The organism is Salinimicrobium maris, assembly GCF_049680855.1.
Taxonomy (GTDB): Bacteria; Bacteroidota; Bacteroidia; order Flavobacteriales; family Flavobacteriaceae; genus Salinimicrobium.
In genome coordinates this window covers 1,060,677-1,081,343 of sequence record NZ_JBMPGS010000001.1, presented here as the reverse complement: position 1 = coordinate 1,081,343, position 20,667 = coordinate 1,060,677, and the positions used below count along the sequence as shown (strand labels likewise).

The following is a 20,667-nucleotide window of genomic DNA, read 5'->3' as shown; positions in this document are numbered from 1 at the left end:
GGCTTTCATCAAAAGAATCAAAGAAAATATTTCATTAAAGATATATATTTCCAGCAGTATAGAAACCACCACAAAAACAAAGAAGAACACCAGCAAAGTTTTTTAATGCCATCATTTTAAGTTTAGAAAAGTATCAAAGAGGCTGCATTTCCTAATACTACTCATTCAATTCTTTTCTTTAATGATTTCGACCGCTTTTTCCAGGACTTCATCCTTTCCGTTTCGAACTCCTTCAATGGTGGGTTTGATTTCAATATCTGGGATGATCCCCACGCGCTGGGTTTCCCGCCCGTCAGGATAATAAACTCCAATTCCGGAGATCATGGTTCTTAATCCGCCGGGAAGCATGATTGAAGAAACATTCCCGTCGGCACCCGAGGTCGTACTGCCAATCACCGTCGTATTGTCGCCCGCCCTAAAGGCCATTGCCGTATACTCTGCACTACTCTGGGTTTCTTCATTCACCAAAACGAGTAGTTTTCCCTGGTAAGTGGCATTGGAGGCCGGTAAACTAAGAGGATTGGTTAATGTAAACTCACCGGGATTTTTATAACTCCCTTTGGAGAATCTCACAAAAGGCACTTCTGAAGATGTGAACCAGGAGCCTAAGGAAAAAACAACGAATGTGGAGGGGTAATTCCGGATGTCAATGATGATGCCATCGGTATCGTTAAACTCCTTCTTTATTTCGGAAAGATCACTTTCCTTTATGCTGCCAAGCGTTACATACCCAATATTATCCTCTAAAAGTCGGTATGATTTTTCATCTTCCTTTTTATACCACCCGTACATGTTAAGGCTATCTCTTTCATAAAGCCTGATTGTTTCCTGTTGCGCTCCGGTTTTAGAAACAAAGCGAATATCCAGCTCCCTTAATGGAGATCTCAAGAGATCTCCTGCCATATTTCGTAAACGGGCAGGTTGATTGGAAGCAGGATAATAAGTTTCAAGATTTTCTACAATTGCTTCTACTTTTCTATCATCTATGTGCGTAATAACATCTCCAATTTCAGGCCAGTTCGTCTTTTTGAGCTCGGGATTATAATAATCTGTCACTACCAGTTTATCCTCAACAAATTCAGCACGCAAAGGTGCATAGTTCCTTCCTTTCCATTCATCCACTTTGTCTCCACCACCCCAAAGATTAGCGTGGGTATCATGAATTTCTCCTATAAGCTGCAGTGCGACAAGTTCATATTGCAGTTCGTTTTCAGCATTTATAAAACCAGGAATATATTCTGCAAGAACCTCGTTCCAGTTCTTCTCTGTTAAATGCCTGTTTGGAAAAAAGTAATGAATCATGTTCCAGTACCTGTACAACGCCAGCAATCGAAAACCATCATCGGGGAAACTCATATCTGCATAGGCCTGTTCATTTTTGAACTCCGGATTTCCCACTCCGGGTGCGAAGCCTATATAAAAATGTTCTTCCTGGTTCCTGTTTTGATAAACATCCTGCAGTTTTTCTTCTAAGCTACTGCTTATTCCTTCTCCATTCATCCAGGAATGATCGGGTCTTAAATATATCATCTTGCTAGTCTCATTGCAGTTTTGACACTGCGGAATTTCCCCTAAGGCATCTATCCAGTTGACCAGTAGCTGGTCCCTTTCAGCAGCATTTTGTGTTTCCAGGTACTCCGGAAGTATCCTGAAAAGCTCATAATCCCAATTGCAATTACCCGCGGCGATTTGAGGATGGTGATATTTTAAGAAGCCCCACACCTTTCCCAGCAAAGCCAGGTCATTGATTTTAGAAGCATTTATTTCTTTAAAATGGATTCTGGAACCCGTATCAAATTCTTTATCAAGATGTGCCTTAAAAACCGGAGCTTCCACTGTTTTAAGCGTTTGCACATCTTTCCCGTCTATGCTAAGTTTAAAGCTGTCAAACCAGGCTTTACCACTTCCGGTAAGCAAACCTCCTATATAGATCTTCTCGGCTTTTTCAGGAAAAGGCAGGGTGATTGAATATTTCGTCCAATCCCTGCTTCCATCGATCTTCTGAGATTGCATGTTGTCAAATTCAAGCGCAGTTCTATTCCCATCAATACGAAGTAGTAATCCGGCGTAACCATTGGTAACCGACTCTGTTTTCATGTAGCCCTCAAGAGTGATCTCCTTTCCTTTATAAGCAGCAGGGAGGCTGTAGGCAATACTTCCAAACGAACCCTCATTCTCACCGGAATCAATCCAGCCTGAAGTACCACCGGAAAAGACTGTAATTTCATCTGTCCCTACTTCATAGCTTCCCCATTTAATCCAGCCTTGCGATAAAGCTGTTGTACTTCCCTTTTTCTCAAAATCCAGGTTGAATTTTTCCAAAGATTGAGCGTTTGAGCCCAGGTAGAGAGCCAGCATTAGAGGTAACAATAGGTTTTTCATATTTTTAATATTACAGGCATTCAAATTTTATTCTTTTTATTCCGAAGTAAAGCCTAAAGTTCTTTTAGCCGATTTACAAGATTATTTCTGGTATAATTCGTTCAAATAATCTTTTTGTGCCGGTAATCTTTTTATTTTCATTTCTACCGGAATACTGTCATTCATGCTGCCCTTCAGCAAATCATCTTTAAGATTGCCTTTGATGGAGCTGATCCTGTGGTCTGCAGGCGGATTGAAATACATTTGAATTTTACCATTTTCAGCTGAATAAGCGCCAAAATAAATACTATCGTTCATTGACAATACCGCCTGGTTGTTGTATTCGAGGAACATCATGGGAGAAGAACCCAGTGAACCTTTTTCAAGCTCCAGACCATTATTACCAAGCCGGATACCCTCAATCTTATAACTTCCCACCAACTCTTCACTAACGCCTGCTCTCATCTTGTAGGCGAAAATGAAATAGCCAACGGGAAGTAAAATTATATACAGAAAAGGCAAAATTCTTACGAATCTCTTACGCGGAGTATGAAAATTCTTCTTGAACCTTCCTCCAAACTGTATGAAAAACTGGTAAAGGTCCTTTCGGTATCCCGTTAACAATAAAAGGGTAAGTGCCAAATCCAGCGTAATGTGCTGAATGGCAAAATAAATTTCAAATTCAATGTTCAGGATCAAAATATTTATACAAACCCCCAAAGAAATTAATAGTGCAATTAACCTTGTTCTGCGAAATACGATAAGGATTCCAATCAAAAATTCGGTAAGGCCAATGAACAGGTTATAATTGTAAGACCTTCCAAAGAAGGACCACATGTGTTCATATTTTGAAAGTTCTGCTAAGGGTTTGAATGATTCGTAGTGCAGTATCCTAAATTGCATGTGAAGGAATTTTGGGATCGCAAAACAAATCATCTTGGCAGACAAATAGTAGATCGCGAGGTATTTAAATATATTCAGGAGCTTTCTGAAAAATTTATTCTTCAATTGGTTTAGGTTTTAATAATGTCTTATTGTAAATAAAAAAGCTTTAGTGGTATCAAATGGAAAGAGGTGCTAAAACCTCTTTTTTGAATGTTGGTTCAGGATAAAATCAGAAACCTGTACCAAAAAGCCCTGCTTTTAAATGGTCCCAATTTGTAAAAATGACAGTGAAAAACAGAAAAGAAAGGAGAAATACTACAATGTTAGTTTTGGAAAAGGACGTATGAGATGAAGAAGGCTTATCGCTCATTTGTTTTTGATTTTATTAGACATGAGTGAAAAATAACAAAAAAAGCCTCAGCAGCTGCTGAAAAGCTTTTAAATATTTAAAAAACCAGGTTTTATTCCGCATTTTTCGCAATCAAAACTCCAAGCTGACTATTCCCTTTTTAATTGCAGGTGGATTTTAAAGTGGTGTTACCGTTTTCCTGAATCATTTCGTACCCGTTGTCGAGCATTGGCTGAAAGCTTTGACGCCCCAAAATATGCCAGAGCAGATATCCGTACTGGCATTGGTTTATCCTTCCCGCCTCATACTCAAGAAGCATTAATTCTTTTAATTCCTCCCGAAATTTTTTAGGAGCATGAATGAACATGAGAATTGGATCAAAATCAGGATCTTCAAAATCCTCATCGTAATATTTCCTGATCCGGTCTGTATCAGGAAATCCATATGTTCGGGTAATTTCGATCATTCTTTCTACGTGTGCCGCGTCTTTTGGATTTATGTAGTTCTTCCAGATATGCAAGGACAAGCTATCAGACTTAAATTTGCGCTGAGAAATTTCCTGCATCTTCAGGCTGTCGGGAAGATTCTCAAGCCGGTCGGTTTCAGATTTATCAAAGGTCTTAAAAATGGTATATTCCCGCATTGTTTGATCATAACCATACATAAATTCCATTTCCTCCACGAGTAGGTCAACATCCCTTTTCAGTAATTCTTCTTTATCATTTTGCGCAGCAATGGAGTGGCTAATTAGCAGTAAAAAGATCCAAAAGTTTAATTTCATTTGTTGTTTTTAAGGTTCAGCTGAAAGGAGCTGATGGATTTATTTCTGCTTTTATGAATTCCGTTGTTTCCTGTTTAATGAAATATTTGATGATAAGAAACACTATCAAAGGAACCAGCCAAAGACCTACTAAGGAAAACCAGTCGCTAATGCCATGGCCATTTTCCATAGATAGTAATCCTCTGCCTAAAGGTCCTTGTGAAAAAATAGTGTTGAAGGTAAAATTCCATCCCAGATGAAGGCCCAATGGCAGAAAAATCGAACCTGTTTTTCGAAACGCTAAAGCCCAGGCATAGCCCATTAAGCCGGTGCCGATGAAGACAATTAGCATTGGGAAAATATTCCCAAAAATTCCAAAAGAGAACCAGTGATAGATCCCAAAGGCCACTGCAGAAATCAACATTCCTTTTGTAGCGCCTATTCTTCTTATGAGGATAAACAGCAGCGCACCTCTAAAGATCAATTCTTCGGTCAGGACCGATTGAAAATCCCACCAGAACATATTGAAAAGTAAAGCCAGATTCGCATTTTTATTTATTTGCAAATCTGAGGCGCTTAAAAGTAGCTCCAGATACTCTACACTGGCGCAAAGCACAGCTGTAATGATAAAACCAATAGCTAATTGCAGCAGCCTTTTCAAAATAGGCAAAAAACCCAGCGACAGGATATTTTCCCCCTCGAAAAGGTAAAGCAAAAGCCATGAAAGTATGAGTGCAACTAATATTCCTGCCACTTCCTAATTTTATAGGTTATTCAAAAATAGCATTTTAAGCAGAAGTTCCTATTTTATTTTCCGGAGATGCTTGTCTTGAGACTCTATAAATGGAAATATTAAGCAACAAATTTTACAGGTAATGCTGTAAATGTTCTTTAAAATAAGCAGCACTGTCGGTGACGCTTTGCATGGGATTGTGGGTGAAATTTCCTCCCTGCTCCAGATAAAAAAATTCGAGACCGGATTTCGCGGGACTAGGCAAAATTTTAGCATAATCAATTGAACCGTTTCCAAGTTCGGTATAGTCTCCGGTGATCTTATCCATATCCTTGATATGCCACATCACATAGCGTCCCGGCTGCTCTTTTACCAGCTGCCGCGGAGATTTTTCAAAAGATTTTATTACCCAGTACATGTCCATTTGAAGTTTCACGAGGGAAGGATCTGTTTCTTTTAAAATAACATCAAATCCATTCTCCCCGTTGTGATCTTCAAATTCGAAACCGTGATTATGGTACGCAAACCCTAGGCCTGCAGCAGTTACCTGTTCGCCTATCAGGTTAAGTTTTTCGCACATTAGCCTGTACTTTTCCATGGTACGCTGTTCTGGGGCTAACCAGGGCCAGGTGATATATTTCATATCCACCTCATGCGCTCCGGCGATACATTGATCTACAAACCATCTTAATTCATCATCGCTCTTTTCCAGGTAGGAAGAAAAACCGAAATGCCCGCTGGAGGCAGTAAGCTGCAGATCTTCCAGTACTTTCCCAAATTCAGAAGATTTATAGTTGTAGAAAGTTCCTTTTTCCGCATCAAAGCCAAAGGTTTCAAAATCTTCATATCCCAGTGCTTTAACAGCTTTTAAAGTGGCAACGGGATCTTTGGTCATTTCATCGTGAATGGTATAAAGCTGAAGGCCCATTTTATATTGAGGAGCCTTAAACATGGAATGAACGGGAATGGGTAAGAAAGCGGTTGCGCCGAGGATTCCCATCGTCTCTACAAAATGTCTGCGGTTCATACAGGTTTAGTTTATTGATAGACGTTTTTCGATCAAAGCTTCACCCGCACAACCTTATCACGCATAACCTATTCAGCTTTACCTGGTTAAAGATAAAAAAATTGAAGAAGATGCCTAAAACTAAAGAAGCAAAAAGATTCAGATTCACGACCTGTTTCGCAGTATCGGGTTATTCCGGTTCGTTGTTGGTATTACTGTCGGGAAGCCCTTCAAACTCCTTGCGCTTTCCTTCAAGCCATGCGTTGAAAACCTCCGGGGCCTGCATACGCTTCTGCATGTCGATCATGGCTTGGAGATGTGCTTTATCTCCTTTTCTTATCATTTGCCGGCCGTGCTGTTTGCTTTGATCTTCTATGGCTTCAAAAGTACTGGCATGGAATTCCATGTCGCACGCCCCACCCAATTGCCTGCATGTCATCGTTCTCATCATCATCTTCTTTAAGGGTTCACCTAAAGGTAGTCAAAAAGTGGATTGGGGAAAGTAGTTTTTTTTAAAAGTTAGTCAAAAATGGCATTTTTGGAAGGTGCTTCTTTTCTCTTATTTACTTAAGCATTTTCCCTTCCTCATTAAATATTCTATAACTTTCATAACTAACCGATAAAAAACTTTCCTTAGTATTGGTTACCAGCTCATCGAAACTGTATCCTGGAATACTAAAATCTTTTGGAATATCAAGAAGCATTAAATCATTGCTTGAAAATAGGATAAACCTAACATACTTTTTATCTGGATAAGAGATGTAAAAAGAAATTGCATTTTCAAAATTCTGGTCTTGTTTAATGCTCTCTGACATATCCCTTAAAACCTTATTTTCAAAATTAGAAAAAGATCTATCTTCTGTAAATTTTATGTAAAGTTGGTTTTCAGGATCTGTATTTAATAATTGCTTAATGAATTCATGATTCTCAATTCTTCTGGTTAGCACTGGCTCTTCTTTCAAAAAATTACTCAAAGGCGTAATACTGTCTTCAACAGGCATGGTGAGATCATAGATCAATTTGGGGTTCCCCCCTTTCTTCTGAATCTCTGCCATCCAGCAATCTCCTCCATAACTGTAGGAATAGATATTTCCAATGGAAGAGTCCATAATAATGAAATCATCTAATTCATCTCTTTCCTGAAACAGCAGATCTTTTAATTCTTTATGTGGTTCTTCCATTCTTGATCTAACGGAAAATGGCATAAATTCCGACATTTCCTCCAGCTTTTGAGCTACCCGTTGTTTTCTTCGAGAATCTGCGAGGAAATAGTGGTAATTGCTGAGCGTATTAAAAAAATGTAATTTGTTGAAGGCATCAACCTTTTCATTTCTAATCACTCCTTCAACAGTAGCTTCAAAAAAGTCTTTATCGGCTTCTGTTAATGCAGTAAAAGCTTTCGCCACTTTGCTGCCGTCAGAAAAATAGTGAATATTCAACGTGTCAGAAATGCGCATATTTGATCCCAATAACAAGGTTCTAATATCAAGATCAAGTTTTGAAAGCTCCTCTATAGACGTTTTTCTTGATTCACTTGCTATATTGGAATTGGCCACTCTTGAGACATTGTCATTCATAACATTTAGAAAAGATTGAATAAAAACATCCCAATTCGGAATTTTTGCAGCCAGGCCGGCCATCCTCTTCTGTTGCTCAAGAGGCCCGTTATCAAAACTACAGCTTCCTACCTGCTGGTTATATCTCATCAAATTTAGTGCTCTCTCTTCGGAAATAAGTTGTGCAACAAAAACTTCCAGTTCGCCATTAGACTTCTCATTCTTTTCAGCAAAAGTCAGCGCTTTAAAAAGAAGGTTTTTAAATCCTGGATCATTTAGAAACAGGCTGTCAGCACGAACAGCTCTGTCTTTTTCCCAATGGTCCATTGATTTTCGATGCGATTCCCAGTTTTGCGTTTTGTCAAATGTAGGCTGTTGAGTAACTTCAGCAAAATAAGTTATTAAAGAATCTATTGGCGTTCTCACGGTAATATGGGAAAAAGGATCATTATTCTTATTAAAAAACAAATCTGTTTTTGGCCTCACAAGATGATCTGTATAGTTAACCCACCTGGAATATTCTTTTGGAATCTCTTGTTGAACAAACTTCTCGTTCAAATAGAAACCCCTAATGTTTCTAAGGTTGGTATTATACACTGAATGATTTGTATAATAGAATTTGAGATTTTGATTTAATAAAGAATCTGATGCACTTAACGTGATACGATGGCCATTATTAAATTTTATTTGAAAAGACTTTATCTCCAGTTTCTGTTCTCCATCGTTGCGCACATAGGAATTTTTAATGATCAATAAATCCCTGTCTATTTGAAGGCTGGGAAATTCATTGATTAAAGAATCCAGGGGTGTACCTTTTTCTAAGGCTTTTATAAACTCCCCGGGAACTGCTGTTTTTACATCAAAATAATGACCCGTGGTTTGCGGCAGGGACAAAAAATGTGGAAGATCATTTTTAATTGAATTATTTTCTAATGAATCAATAATCTTATTTAGTGCAGGAATGGTATGGTCTGGAAGTATCGTCTCCTGCGAAATAGAAGGTGGATGGAAGGCAAAAAATAAGGCAATGAGAAAGATTCTTTTCATTTGTAGGTAATATTACATTTTATCATACACAAAGGAGTGCGGTAGATCTGAACAAGCCGTCACAAGAAGTGTCAAAAATAGGTTTTGGAGGAGGTTTTTCACGGGTTCTAATTTACTGATTCCTAATGTATACGAATTCTCTAAAGATATTTAAAAATGCCATTTTTGAAAGGTGATAATTCAAATTTCCTGGCTGGCCTTAAGATGCTACAAGGCAAAACCTCTTGGAACCTGGCTTTTATTTATCTGCCCGGCTTGTTTGATTTACAAGAGCTAAAAATTCGGGAATTCCTGCTTAGCAATCTTTTTAAATTGTTCAAATGTAATTTCCTCACCAAGATTTGGCCGGGAAATTTCCACCTCCTCCTCTTTCCAGTCTATTTTATTCAGCTTAATGATGGTGTTTCCATATTCACATTGTATAATCAATCCCGGTAAGCCTCCATATTTTGAAGGCCCGAAGGAATAGGGTATTTCAGGAGCAAACCACGCAATAACCTCTGCTTTTTCTGACAGTCCATCTCCATTGGAATCTTCCATTTTTCTTACGGCTTTAAAACACAGATAATCATCAATCAGCTTTTGTTCTTTCGTTACAGTCCAGCTAAGGGAATCCAGTATAATTCTATAGGTTTTTTTCAGTTTGGTGGTTTGCTGAAGATACTCATTTTCTTCTGAATCAAAATAATACAGGTCGTCGCCACCGGCAAAAATGCGATTTATATTCTTTTGCCCCCTTTTTACAGTTAGAGTATCAAGCTGAAAAGAAGATCGCTTCAGATTAAATTTTAGAATTCCTTTCACGGTATCAGTAGAGAATGGGAGTGATTCATAAACAAACTCCCTGTTAGTATAAACCTTGTATTCAACTAAAGCAGATCCCAACTCTTGGGCCATTACCGCAAGCGGAAGCGCTGTGAATAAGACACTTATAATTATTATTTTCTTTATATTCAATTTATAAACAGGTTTTTGAACCCAGTCAAAAATGGCATTTTTGGAAGGTACTATAATTCCTCTGCCAAATTTTTAAATCTAATATAGAAAAGGACTATGGAACCTATTTATTTTTTATGAAGAATTTTTTAAGCGCAAGCAGGAAATAGAAAGCAATCACCGTGCTAATGAAAGCAATGGTACCCAAGCGACCACCAAAGCCTTTAAAAATATCATAAGAAAGCTGGTATAAAACAGCAGACAATGCCCCTCCTAAAACCACAAGTGGCAGGGTGGCTACGGAAGAACTGGTCATGCCGACAAAAGAACCTGCAAAAATTACAAAAGCAAGATGCTCTACTTTCAGAAAATGCTCCAGTGCCGCGCCCAGCAGCCCCACCAGACAGGAAGCAACCACTACCGAGAGTCCGTATTTGTGCAATAAAAAGGTAAACAGAGCACCTCCCACTCCTCCAATGATCAAAATTAATGTATGCGGCATGGTGTATTTCCGGGCTTTAGGATGAGGGCGCAAAACTATTGAAAATAGATGGCGGTGAAGAAATATTCCTATTTAAAATACCAATTGTAAACTATGTATTTTTTATGGGCAATCTTTGGTTGTAGTCGTACCTTGAACACTCCGGATATTGGGAAGCTTCCTCCTTTACTTTTCCTGGCGTAAAATCTTCTCCATTTTACGACCCTTTGCCAATTCATCCACCAGCTTATCTAAATATCTTACCTGCCTGTACAGCTCAAACTCATCATCTATTTCCTCAATTCTATAGCCGCAAATAACTCCTTTAATCAAGTGCGCGTTGGGATGAATATTCGCTTTCTGAAAAAAGGTTTTGAAGGTTACATTTTCCTGAATAAGTCCCTGCAAAGTCTTTTCATCAAAACCTGTTAGCCATTCAATAACCTGGTGAAGTTCATCTTTTGTCCTACCCTTCTTTTCCACTTTGGTTACATAATGCGGATAAACAGATGAAAAAGTCATTTCTGCAACTTTTTCATTTTTTTCGGCTGTTACCTTCATCTTAAAACCTTTTTTTCATGATTAATATCTTAGCCTTTTTCCACAACCATTGTTATTGCATTAAAACATGATTGGGCGCAGCTTTATATTTTTGACTGTGGTTCTTTAATATTTTATTCAACTCATAAGCTCTTTCTATATTCATATTCCCAACATGCCCATAAGCAAGCATTCTATCAAGCTCCGGACTTATTCCCTGCTTTGCTGAAATAGCTTCGACTTCTTTCCATAGACTATCTTCTGTTTTTTTCCTGTTGGAAAGAAATTTTTCCTGAGATCTTCTCAAAGAATCTAACCTGATGTTTTCCAGTTCCTGCGTTCTATCATAGATCACGTTTAACAAACTATCTGATACTAATCTGTAATTTCTGGAAGTTTGAAGCATTCCTACACCTGTATCAAGATTTTTTTGAAAATCATTTTCTATGGAATCTAATACAGGCTGAAAATCAATTTTTTGATTACCCGTTTTATTATTACAAGAAGTGAAGACTACTAATAAAACCAGGCAGATAAAATTCTTTCTCATTCTTATGTGAAACTGAAACTGAATAATTTATAATTTAATTTTGATCGCCTCAGTTGAGTTTATAATAAAGAACTAATAAAAATTATAGTTGTGCATTGGACACTAAATTAGTTCTTTTCTCTAAAATTCAGCATTTCCGATATAGGTTAGGTAAATTAGTGACAATGGATTTTAGGCAGTGATTTGTAGGTTGTCTTATGTTGCGTACCCATGTTTCCAAGAACAGATGCTGCGGGATCAGAGAACGCGGCATTTTTAATTTAGGTTTGGTTTGTTGGTTAATTTAACGATGTCGTCAATTGAGATCATTCGTTCTTACCTGTTGGCAGAATTATAATATCACTAATAGTGAAATTTTTAAAAAGAATTTTTATCGATGCTGATCAATCAAAATTACATTTCCATCAGGATCAGTTACCACGAAACTTGCAGGGCCAGAGGAGTTTTTGTCAACTTCATTTTCTATTGGTATTCCTTTATTTTTAAGTTCCTCCTGAATTTCTCGTATATCATTGAAACTTTCTACATTGTCTCCATTTTCATCCCATCCGGGATTAAAGGTCAGAATATTTTTATCAAACATTCCTTGAAAAAGTCCTATGAGAGAATTTTCGTTTTTCATAATTAAATAGTTTTTATCTAAACCACCTCCAAGAACTGTAAAACCTAAATTTTCGTAAAATTGTTTTGAAGCTTTTATGTCTTTCACACTTAGACTTATTGAAAAGGCACCTAATTTCATATTCTTTATCTTTTATTCATTTAATGTTATTCCTCCTCTTTGTTTTATCACTTTGTGAATGAAATCACAGTAATAAAGCTAAAACAAAACTTAGAGAAATTAGGATAAATTTCTCGTTTTTAAATCTAACAAACTTTTCCTGCAGCTGTTCGTTAAGGTACATAGGTTAGAAAGTTTGCTCGTTTACCGCACCTATGGCACTGTAGCTTCCAGAATGAAAACTCTGTGAACTGGCGAGTGTGATTGTCCGCAGGATAATCAGGCGTTGCAAGCGAGCACGGAGTTTCGAATCGAGACCTGGTTAAGCATTTTTTTCATATAGTGTTGCCAGTAGTTTTTTGTTTTATTTAATTTCTGTTTTTCAATTTTTATTCGAATACAATTGTTTCTTCTTGGTTAATCTCATCAATAAGATAGGTTTCTGTTAAAGTACTTATGTTATTAGTTAGAGTGACGGAAATAGTTGAACCTCTTACTGCGAAAACACTTCTTCTGAAAGGTCCTGTAGCAGAAGTAAGATTAAAAATTCGAGTTTTATCCTCATAACATCGAGAATATATTTCAATATTATCTTCAAAATTCCTATTACATACACCTTCTATATATTGGTATTCAGCAACATAATTTTCTCCAGTATTGTTAGTAATATCAATTGAGAAGAATGAAATAGGCGTATACACTAATGGCGGAATTTCTATTATTTGTTCCGATGGATATTCTGTATAGCGGAATTCAAATTGCACAAAATTAAAGTCTACATGAGGAAAATCTTCTTCATTTTTAATTTCAATTTGGAGACCGGTATTATAAATATCACCAACACCTTGGAAATGACTATTTTCATCAGTGATAAATTCACCTATAGTCTGTTCAAAATCACTTTTCAGTATTACAGTTTTTCCAACTAAAGGATTCTCGTTTGTGTCAACAACAATACCTTTATAGGTGTTGTCTCTACCAACAATAACTGGGTCATCATCATCATAAAATCCTAAAAAGCAAGATGTCAAATTGTATGAGATAAAAACTAAAAAAATCCATTTTGGGACTTTCCCATAAATTGATGTTTGTTTTGCTTTCATTTTTTGTGTTTTGTCAAATTACTGGCACTGTCCCGAATAACGCAAGTTGCGGGATGGACGGAGCGAACTTTCCGTTAAGCCTTATTTTTACTGGTAGACAAAAATGTCATTTTTGACCAGTATTCCGCAATTTGTGTTATTCATCTTAAGTTTGATTTCCTAACTTTTAAGTACTAATCAGAAAGAACAAAAGAGAGGAGTAAGGTTATGTTATTCGTGGGAACCTGGAGATTCCGTCAACATTGAAAATCCCCTCTCTTTTCTACTTCAATTTCGTTCAGTTCTATGAGACCTGGATCTCGTTTTTAAGTTGTTGAAAGCAAAGTAGGCGTCCTTTCGTAATCTCATTTCTATGAATAAATGTAACCAAATTTATGGAGTAGACATCAGTAAGAACGTATTTGATGTTGTGGACTCTAACGAAAACCATTCCCAATTCAAGAACGATGGCGGCGAGTTCAAAACCTTTCTAAAAACTCTTCCTGCCGATGCCTTGGTAGTGATGGAAGCTACAGGATATTATCACTACCGGTTGGCTCAGTTCCTGTATGAGCAAAGCGTAAAGGTCTCTGTAGTAAATCCATTGTCAGTTAAAAGGTTTATCCAAATGAGACTTTCCAGGATAAAAACAGATAAGTCTGATGCAAAAGCCATTTGTGATTATGCCTCTGTAAATGAAGTCCCATTATATACTGCAAGAGATAAAAACCAGGCGGAATGTTTACAGCTCATGCGCCTGATCGATATCTACTTAAAACAAAGCACTGCCTTAAAGAATAAGCTGCACGGAGAGAAAACCCTGGGCAAACCATCTAAAACAGTATATCATTCTTTAAATCGTTCTCTAAAAGCAGTCCAGAAAGAAATCCAGATCCTGGAGGACCGTCTGACGGAGATCGTAAAGGAAGAGCAACAAAAACAATTAACCCTTCTGAAAAGTATTCCCGGGATGGGCAGTAAGACCGCGATTATGTTGATTGTTTTAACCGACGGATTTTCCAACTTTGAAAATGCCAGACAACTTTGCAGCTACACCGGGATCACGCCCTCCTTGCGAGAATCAGGTACTAGCGTGAGAGGTCGAAGTCGAATAACCAAAATGGGTAACGCAAAGCTTAGAAATCTGCTATTCATGTGTAGTTTTTCGGCTTGTAAACACAACAAAGCCTGTAGAGAGATCTATGAGCGGATCATAGTAAAAGGGAAAAGTAAAAAGTTAGCTCTTATCGCTGTATGTAACAAGCTACTGAAACAGGCATTTGCTATCGCTAAATCAGGTCTGCCTTATGAGGAAAATTTTGTTTCGAAATTAGCCTAGAGAACTTGTTTTTTAACTCAGTTCTTTGTTGGCAACTGGCTTGTGCACTAAAACATTTGAACATTTAAAATTTTTCCATCTAAATGTTCAAAATCTCTGTCGGCAGTCAGAAGGGTAGCATTTAAAGTCATAGCAGTGGTACCTATCCAAATATCATTTTTTCCCATATTATTATGGGAGCCCTGTTTGTAATCGCCATTAAGATCAGGAATTTTGTTTTTGCTGTAACAGTCAATCAACTTATAATTTTCTAATAAATCTTTATCAGTATGTGTTATATTGACATACGTTACCCCCTTTAAAAATTTATCTAAGAATTTGATTTTATTTGACTGCCATCCGGCAATAACTGCAAAAGTTTGTAGTTCCGCTTTAGTAACCACAGAAATCACTTGGATCGGTTGAGGATTTAAAGAATTAATCCAATCGAGGCATTTTTTACCGGTCTTACTCCCTCTAATTATATGAATTATAGCACAAGTATCTAAAACTAGGTACTTCATCTATAATTCTTTTAGCAATTTTTCAAACTCCTCATCGGATTCATCGCCAGGCCATTTGCCTGCGATTTCATTCATCCAATTCTTAGTTTGCCGTTTTGTAGTTTGTTTTTGTACTTGCAGAATAGTATTCTCAGAAAAAGGAATTTTAGAAAAATATTTATCTTCTTGGGAAGACTCGAAAATTCTTTCAATTTCTACATAGGACAATTTACCGTTGGGTTTGAAATGTCCGATCCCATAAATGGTGGCTTCTTTTCCCCAAAAATCTTTTAGAGCTTCCTGTTGTAAGTCACTCTTAAAGTTTCCAAGTAAATTTCCTTGGTCTGTTTTTACTGTAATCTTGGACTTGCTATGTTCCAAAATGTCAATAATGCCATTAATAACAACATTTTGAGGCTCAGGTATCGCATCCTCAAGCTCCTTTATTTTGCTGAAATCTGACTTTTTTAAATGTAATTCTGGTAGAGAACCTCTATTAGAAAAAATTAATTCTTCCTTGTTCGAACGGAAAAACGACTTTAGCTCTTTTAGATTTTTTACAAGAGCTTTATCTAATAAATTTTTTTCAAAATCATCATCATTTAAAGCTTCCTGAAATGAAAGCATAAATAAAGACATAGGAGTTTGAGTAGGTAATTCGGCTGCAATTTCTGGTTGAAACGCATTAACTTGGATGGATCTGATTGAACTAGCGAAAGTTGTAGACTCTAGTTCTAGTAAAGTACTACTTTCCTTAATTCCTTTTAATCTGATGTTCAGAGCCTTATCTAGAAAACTAGGTTTTTTACCTTGTTTATTAGAAATTCCAGCAAGTCTTATTTGTAATGCTCCTTTTGCAATATTAGAGATGCTATTGGCTAGAAAAGCAATCCTATCCAAATCTATAGTGCCTTTTTCCTGAAGGTCACTTTTTAAAGTAATATCATATTCAATAATATTTTCTTTCAAGTGAAATTAATTATATAACAAATGTATGACATATTTATGAATGTTTTTTTTAGCTTGTTGCCAACTTATCTATAACTGCACCTATTACAGTTATTTAAAAATTTTCTAATATAAACGTACTGGTACAATTATATCTCTCACACCGGAATAAACAGTTTCCAATAAAGTTGTAGGGATGGGTTAAAAATAGGATAATTTCCTGCAAAATAGCATTCTGAAGTCAAAAGTTTTTCTACCCATTACCAAACCCACAACTTCAGCAATAATAATCATTAAAAGTGTTGGCAGGTAATCATTTGCAGGCATTACTTCTTGTAACATCCTCTCCCGCAGCCTTTGCGCAGGAGGAAGAAAAAAAGGACGATGAAGGACAGAATTTCAAAACTCCATAATTCCTTTTTATACTGTTCTTTATATTGTGCTTTATTTATTCAAATATTCTGTATTCAAATAATTCTTTTAGTTCATCAAATGTGTATTTAGGCCCTTTACATATGTATATGTGCTGGTGCAATTCTTCTTCATTCTGCGAATATGGATTATAAATAGTCTTCACTTTAATTACTTCGGCAAAATATTCATAAAAGAAGTCACCCACATTGTATCCCAGGCATATGGTAGTTTCTGGCATCTTTCCTTCTGGCATCCAATTGTAGAAACTTCCGTGCAATGAAAATGCCTTTGGCAACTCATACCGGTCTTTTAGCAAATTAACTGCTCCTGCCTGTGCATAATGTTTTCCCCAAATAAGGGTGTTGTCTTTTTCTGATTTTGGAAGGCTGTCATAAACAGTTTTTAATTCCTTCATTGTAATAGCCCATTTCTCTTCTGAATATCTTTCATCAAACCTGATATTGAATTGTCCACCCTTTACAACTTCTCTATTTTCATAGGGATAATCGTGTTTCAAATAACTTTCCAACGTAAAAACAGGCATTCCAAAGGAAATTAAAGGAACGCCGCATAAAAGCAAGATCCCGATTGGATAAAACAACCATTTCCTTTTTGGTAGAATGATGTGCTCCCAAAAAACCCCTCCAAATGGTAAAATTGTTAGTACAATAGGATAGAAATAGTATCCTTTTCCCTGACTGCATGCTAAAAAGATGATCGATAAAAAAATTGATATGGTTAACGGTCTATAGCCTTTCATTGAATGATGGAACATTGAAAGTATTGCTGGAAAAGTTATGAGCAGTGTGAAAGGGTTCAATGCCATAAGAAGACCTTGTAAAACTTCTATAGGAGTTTGTACTTCCAGCTGAGTCTCATATAGCCTATCAAACATTTTCAAAACAGGAAAGTCATTGACGATTTGCCATAACACATTTGGGCTTATCAAAAGGAGAAAACCAATTATGTTCCACCAGAATTGATTTTTTATTAATGCCTGTCTTGTGGATTTAAAAAGCAGTAAAGAGGAAAGCCCAAAAATAAAAAACACAGCATCGTATTTGGTCAAAAATCCTAATGCAGCCCCAAATGTCAGCAACCATAAATATTTTTGGTCGAGAGTTTTAACATATTTCGTAAGAAAGAAGAAATTCAAGACCCAAAACAATTGGCTAAAAACTACGGGTTGAAATAATTGTTGCGAACGCCCAAAGGCTGGGGCAATAAGTATACACAATAGCACCAAAAAAACGGCTTTGGTCTTTCCTCCTAATTCGATGGTGATTTTAGAAACAAAAATGAGAATAAGAATCGCAGCAATATGAGCAAAAATGTGATGTACGAAAACGGAGGTGGACTGGAGCAGGTTTTGGATAAAGGCCAGCAAACTTATCATGGGCGGAAACTCCATAAATCCAAATGCCAGGTTATTTCCAGTTTCTATATGAAGCAGTTCATCTCCTTGAAACCCTGAATTGCTATCTGCAATTACGTGTAACGCTAATTTGACGATGCAAAAACCAAAGATCACCAATTTCGTCTGTCTATTCATTCTTTCGGGTTTTCTCAATTGGTGCACAACGCCCCAATTAAAGCAAGTCATGGTTGGAGACGCAAATTTCAATCAGTTACTGCTTTTGAAAGATAGTCAAAAATGCCATTTCTGAGAGGTATTCTACAATTAGTGTTATTGATTGGGGACACAGTTATTATGCAGAAAATGTTGAACCTCCATTTTTGATTAAATAGCTGCCATTGATGGATGATATACTTCATGTGGCATATTTTCAAAGAAAAGCAAAATAGTATATTAAAATTACGCTTATCGAAAAATGCGAGAGTAAGGACACGGACGAGTCGGATTAGTTATTTTTCTTCCTGTTACGAGAAATACTATATTTCGACTTAACTCCTTATTTGCGCTGAACCTTGTTTTACAAAGTTTTTTATCTTTAACTACTTTTCACTTGATTTTACGAATTAAGGGAATCTTTCGAACCATTATTCACTACTATGTCTAAGTTACTCTTCCTGGTCTTACTTATTTCATTTTTTTCATTTACTGATTCATTGGCTCAAAGCAATGAAATATTCATAAAAGCCGGTTCATTTTATGACAGTGAACAAAATATTATTCTAAAAGATAAAATAATTCATATAGAAGGAAATAAAATTTCTAATGTTGGAGACAATATTAAAATTCCCGATAATACTAAAATTATTGACTTAACTAGTTATACTGTTCTACCAGGGTTTATTGATGCGCATACGCATATATTATTCGATCAGGAACCTCAAGATGATTTTGCAGAACATAGTATCACCACATTAGTTTTAGAAAGCCAGGCATTGAGAACTTTAAGAGGTGCCAAAAGAGCTCAATCTTATCTTGATATTGGAATTACCTCTATTAAAGATCTGGGGAATTCGGGGGAATTTTTGGATGTGGCATTACGAGATGCAAATAATGAAGGTTCTATTCAAGGACCCAGGATTTTTGCAGCTGGCAAAATTATGTCTGGGCCTGGCGGCCAGATTTATGGGGTACAAGAAAAATATCAGGATATCATAGATGAAGAGTATCGAATCATTAAAAATCCTGAAGATGCTATCAATGCAGTTCGTGAACATATTAATCAGAGGGTAGACCTCATTAAATTTTGTGCAGACAATCTACCCAACAATACAAGATTAACCTTGCCGGAAATGGAAGCCATTGTAAAAACCGCACATAAACATGGTTTAACGGTTACAGCACATTCAATTACAAATGAATCTGCATGGGATGCAATAAAAGCTGGAGTAGATGGTATTGAACATGGTTTTTTCTTAGCTGATTCTACTCTAAATTTAATGGCAGAAAAGAATGTTTTTTTAGTTCCTACGGAAAATAGCCGAAGCTACATGAATCGTTATTATGAAATTGCTGGTACCAGCCCAGACGAACTAACCTGGATTGATGGATATATGTCTAATATCTAAGAAAGATTGATGAAAGCTATAGAAATGGGTGTACCCATTGTAGCGGGTTCAGATAATTATCCAGATATAGGAGTTTCTCGTGGACTTTCTTCTCAGGATATGTTTAGAACGTATTATGAATCTGGTATGAGTCCCTTAAATATCCTTCAGTCTGCCACCTATCTATCAGCTAAAAATCTAAATATGGACAATGAAATTGGTGTCTTAAAGCCGGGAGCATTTGCCGACATCATTGCCATACAAGGCAATATTGAAAACAATTTTATAGAATCTGTTGAAAATGTGAAATTCGTAATGAAAGATGGAAAAGTTTATATGGACAAAACTTTATAATGCTTTGGACTCTATCTCCAATACATGCTGTTCCCAGCTGGGTTCTTCTACATCTGAGTTTCCAGCATTGCATTTTCAAATTCAAAAATTACTTCATTATGATCTTTAGCAATCAAATTGAACTTAACTTTTGTAACAATTTCCCCACTATTTAACTGCTGTCTCTCTAAAATTTCAAAATTACCTGAAGTCTCATACCTCAACCATTCTTCAGGAATTATTGAATAAATAAATGCTCTTGGAACACCTGTAAACTTTCTCAAATCAATACGAGGGGACGTTGAATTTTCATCAAAAGAATAAACGCCCAGTGGCAAATTCCTTAAAGTTTCATTTAAATTTTTAAACTCAATTTGATAACCATTATTAGTATAAGCTAAATATCTAATATCAGTTCCTTGTTGAGTCCTGGTTACAGAATGAAAGTTTAAATCATTGTTGCTTGTTAATTTGCTTGAGAACGAACTACAAGTACAATTATTAAAATCTTTTATTTCAACTTCAGCTTTAATGTTTACAGATTCAGGCTCAGCATAAAAATTATAAGTGTCTTTAACTATTTGCCCATTAATTCTAAACTTCAAAATTTCATTTTCTACAAATTCAAAGTCAGTCACCTTTAAAGTTGAGGTAGGAGTAAAATATGGACTCACATATTCCTCGTTTGGGTTATAAGAATTGTAAGATAAACCTATTAGATTCCCATTTACATCTAATGACAAACTAAGCCCATTACCTCCATACGCGTCTGATTCTCCATAATTTACCAAATGCTCAAAACTTACGTTTATTTTCCTGTCGCAACAAAGTGTCGCAGATAAACCTCTTATCGAATTTTCAGGTGGAACTCCATCAATTTTTAATTCAATCTTATTTTTAATTTGTTCTTCGGGAATTGATTCTGCATCTATGTCGTCAGAACTACAGCTATAAATTAAAGCCAAAACTAATACAAGAAATGTAAAATTAATTTTCATTATTAAACACCTGCCTTTTAAACCTTTATTCATCATTGTCTTATATTGTTATGTTTTAACCTTGCCATTCCCGAATAACGTTAGTTGCGGTTTTATAGACTTGAAATTTTCAGTTAAACCTTAATTTCAAAAGGTAGTCAAAAAAGATCATTTTTGACTGGTTCCGCCGTATTCATGTTAATTAT

At 36.3% G+C, this 20,667-nt stretch carries 18 protein-coding genes and 1 pseudogene; 2 read left to right on the top strand and 17 right to left on the bottom strand.

What is annotated here, in order from left to right:
- Positions 1-165: 165 nt before the first annotated feature.
- The 13 genes from ACOV1Q_RS05115 to ACOV1Q_RS05055 form a co-directional block, all read right to left on the bottom strand.
- Positions 166-2,382, bottom strand: coding sequence for a S41 family peptidase (locus tag ACOV1Q_RS05115; protein WP_424493285.1), 2,217 nt, complete (start codon positions 2,380-2,382; stop codon positions 166-168).
- An 81-nt stretch (positions 2,383-2,463) separates the two neighbouring features.
- A complete protein-coding gene (locus ACOV1Q_RS05110; protein ID WP_424493284.1) occupies positions 2,464-3,264 on the bottom strand; it encodes a hypothetical protein in 801 nt (266 codons plus the stop codon).
- 491 nt (positions 3,265-3,755) lie between these two features.
- Complete coding sequence (locus tag ACOV1Q_RS05105; RefSeq protein WP_424493283.1) at positions 3,756-4,376, bottom strand: hypothetical protein; 621 nt, start codon at positions 4,374-4,376, stop codon at positions 3,756-3,758.
- A 16-nt stretch (positions 4,377-4,392) separates the two neighbouring features.
- Positions 4,393-5,109, bottom strand: coding sequence for a CPBP family intramembrane glutamic endopeptidase (locus ACOV1Q_RS05100; protein WP_424493282.1), 717 nt, complete (start codon positions 5,107-5,109; stop codon positions 4,393-4,395).
- A 112-nt stretch (positions 5,110-5,221) separates the two neighbouring features.
- Entirely contained in the window at positions 5,222-6,115 is an 894-nt protein-coding gene (locus ACOV1Q_RS05095) for a sugar phosphate isomerase/epimerase family protein (protein ID WP_424493281.1), read from the bottom strand.
- 169 nt (positions 6,116-6,284) lie between these two features.
- A complete protein-coding gene (locus tag ACOV1Q_RS05090; protein ID WP_424493280.1) occupies positions 6,285-6,542 on the bottom strand; it encodes a DUF1059 domain-containing protein in 258 nt (85 codons plus the stop codon).
- A gap of 115 nt (positions 6,543-6,657) precedes the next feature.
- On the bottom strand, positions 6,658-8,697 hold the full coding sequence (locus ACOV1Q_RS05085) for a hypothetical protein (protein WP_424493279.1): 2,040 nt from the start codon (positions 8,695-8,697) through the stop codon (positions 6,658-6,660).
- Between the two features lie 273 nt (positions 8,698-8,970).
- A complete protein-coding gene (locus ACOV1Q_RS05080) occupies positions 8,971-9,654 on the bottom strand; it encodes a GLPGLI family protein (RefSeq protein ID WP_424493278.1) in 684 nt (227 codons plus the stop codon).
- 103 nt (positions 9,655-9,757) lie between these two features.
- The gene (locus tag ACOV1Q_RS05075; protein WP_424493277.1) at positions 9,758-10,135 is read right to left on the bottom strand and encodes a hypothetical protein; all 378 of its coding nucleotides are present in this window, start codon (positions 10,133-10,135) and stop codon (positions 9,758-9,760) included.
- Between the two features lie 165 nt (positions 10,136-10,300).
- A complete protein-coding gene (locus tag ACOV1Q_RS05070) occupies positions 10,301-10,675 on the bottom strand; it encodes a DUF2200 domain-containing protein (protein ID WP_424493276.1) in 375 nt (124 codons plus the stop codon).
- Between the two features lie 52 nt (positions 10,676-10,727).
- Positions 10,728-11,204, bottom strand: a complete 477-nt coding sequence (locus tag ACOV1Q_RS05065) for a hypothetical protein (RefSeq protein WP_424493275.1) — start codon at positions 11,202-11,204, stop codon at positions 10,728-10,730.
- Positions 11,205-11,574: 370 nt separating this feature from the next.
- A complete protein-coding gene (locus ACOV1Q_RS05060; RefSeq protein WP_424493274.1) occupies positions 11,575-11,946 on the bottom strand; it encodes a VOC family protein in 372 nt (123 codons plus the stop codon).
- A 368-nt stretch (positions 11,947-12,314) separates the two neighbouring features.
- Positions 12,315-13,028, bottom strand: a complete 714-nt coding sequence (locus tag ACOV1Q_RS05055) for a hypothetical protein (protein WP_424493273.1) — start codon at positions 13,026-13,028, stop codon at positions 12,315-12,317.
- A 352-nt stretch (positions 13,029-13,380) separates the two neighbouring features.
- Here ACOV1Q_RS05055 and ACOV1Q_RS05050 point away from each other — a divergent pair, with 352 nt between their 5' ends.
- On the top strand, positions 13,381-14,346 hold the full coding sequence (locus ACOV1Q_RS05050; protein WP_424493272.1) for an IS110 family RNA-guided transposase: 966 nt from the start codon (positions 13,381-13,383) through the stop codon (positions 14,344-14,346).
- Positions 14,347-14,393: 47 nt separating this feature from the next.
- Here ACOV1Q_RS05050 and ACOV1Q_RS05045 read toward each other — a convergent pair whose 3' ends face one another.
- From ACOV1Q_RS05045 to ACOV1Q_RS05035, 3 genes are all read right to left on the bottom strand, one after another.
- Positions 14,394-14,849, bottom strand: a complete 456-nt coding sequence (locus ACOV1Q_RS05045; protein WP_424493271.1) for a type II toxin-antitoxin system VapC family toxin — start codon at positions 14,847-14,849, stop codon at positions 14,394-14,396.
- Entirely contained in the window at positions 14,850-15,797 is a 948-nt protein-coding gene (locus ACOV1Q_RS05040) for a hypothetical protein (RefSeq protein ID WP_424493270.1), read from the bottom strand.
- Between the two features lie 427 nt (positions 15,798-16,224).
- Positions 16,225-17,742, bottom strand: a complete 1,518-nt coding sequence (locus tag ACOV1Q_RS05035; protein WP_424493269.1) for an ArnT family glycosyltransferase — start codon at positions 17,740-17,742, stop codon at positions 16,225-16,227.
- Between the two features lie 461 nt (positions 17,743-18,203).
- Between ACOV1Q_RS05035 and ACOV1Q_RS05030 the strand changes: the two are divergent.
- Positions 18,204-19,505, top strand: a pseudogene (locus ACOV1Q_RS05030) (amidohydrolase family protein).
- 47 nt (positions 19,506-19,552) lie between these two features.
- Here ACOV1Q_RS05030 and ACOV1Q_RS05025 read toward each other — a convergent pair.
- On the bottom strand, positions 19,553-20,518 hold the full coding sequence (locus ACOV1Q_RS05025; RefSeq protein ID WP_424493268.1) for a hypothetical protein: 966 nt from the start codon (positions 20,516-20,518) through the stop codon (positions 19,553-19,555).
- Positions 20,519-20,667: the final 149 nt, after the last annotated feature.

Excerpts from the sequence above, each read along its gene's own strand:
- ACOV1Q_RS05115 (WP_424493285.1), bottom strand. The coding sequence starts at position 2,382 with ATGAAAAACCTATTGTTACCTCTAATGCTGGCTCTCTACCTGGGCTCA.
- ACOV1Q_RS05110 (WP_424493284.1), bottom strand. The coding sequence starts at position 3,264 with ATGCAATTTAGGATACTGCACTACGAATCATTCAAACCCTTAGCAGAA.
- ACOV1Q_RS05105 (WP_424493283.1), bottom strand. The coding sequence starts at position 4,376 with ATGAAATTAAACTTTTGGATCTTTTTACTGCTAATTAGCCACTCCATT.
- ACOV1Q_RS05095 (WP_424493281.1), bottom strand. The coding sequence starts at position 6,115 with ATGAACCGCAGACATTTTGTAGAGACGATGGGAATCCTCGGCGCAACC.
- ACOV1Q_RS05090 (WP_424493280.1), bottom strand. The coding sequence starts at position 6,542 with ATGAGAACGATGACATGCAGGCAATTGGGTGGGGCGTGCGACATGGAA.
- ACOV1Q_RS05085 (WP_424493279.1), bottom strand. The coding sequence starts at position 8,697 with ATGAAAAGAATCTTTCTCATTGCCTTATTTTTTGCCTTCCATCCACCT.
- ACOV1Q_RS05075 (WP_424493277.1), bottom strand. The coding sequence starts at position 10,135 with ATGCCGCATACATTAATTTTGATCATTGGAGGAGTGGGAGGTGCTCTG.
- ACOV1Q_RS05070 (WP_424493276.1), bottom strand. The coding sequence starts at position 10,675 with ATGAAGGTAACAGCCGAAAAAAATGAAAAAGTTGCAGAAATGACTTTT.
- ACOV1Q_RS05065 (WP_424493275.1), bottom strand. The coding sequence starts at position 11,204 with ATGAGAAAGAATTTTATCTGCCTGGTTTTATTAGTAGTCTTCACTTCT.
- ACOV1Q_RS05060 (WP_424493274.1), bottom strand. The coding sequence starts at position 11,946 with ATGAAATTAGGTGCCTTTTCAATAAGTCTAAGTGTGAAAGACATAAAA.
- ACOV1Q_RS05055 (WP_424493273.1), bottom strand. The coding sequence starts at position 13,028 with ATGAAAGCAAAACAAACATCAATTTATGGGAAAGTCCCAAAATGGATT.
- ACOV1Q_RS05050 (WP_424493272.1), top strand. The coding sequence starts at position 13,381 with ATGAATAAATGTAACCAAATTTATGGAGTAGACATCAGTAAGAACGTA.
- ACOV1Q_RS05045 (WP_424493271.1), bottom strand. The coding sequence starts at position 14,849 with ATGAAGTACCTAGTTTTAGATACTTGTGCTATAATTCATATAATTAGA.
- ACOV1Q_RS05035 (WP_424493269.1), bottom strand. The coding sequence starts at position 17,742 with ATGAATAGACAGACGAAATTGGTGATCTTTGGTTTTTGCATCGTCAAA.
- ACOV1Q_RS05025 (WP_424493268.1), bottom strand. The coding sequence starts at position 20,518 with ATGATGAATAAAGGTTTAAAAGGCAGGTGTTTAATAATGAAAATTAAT.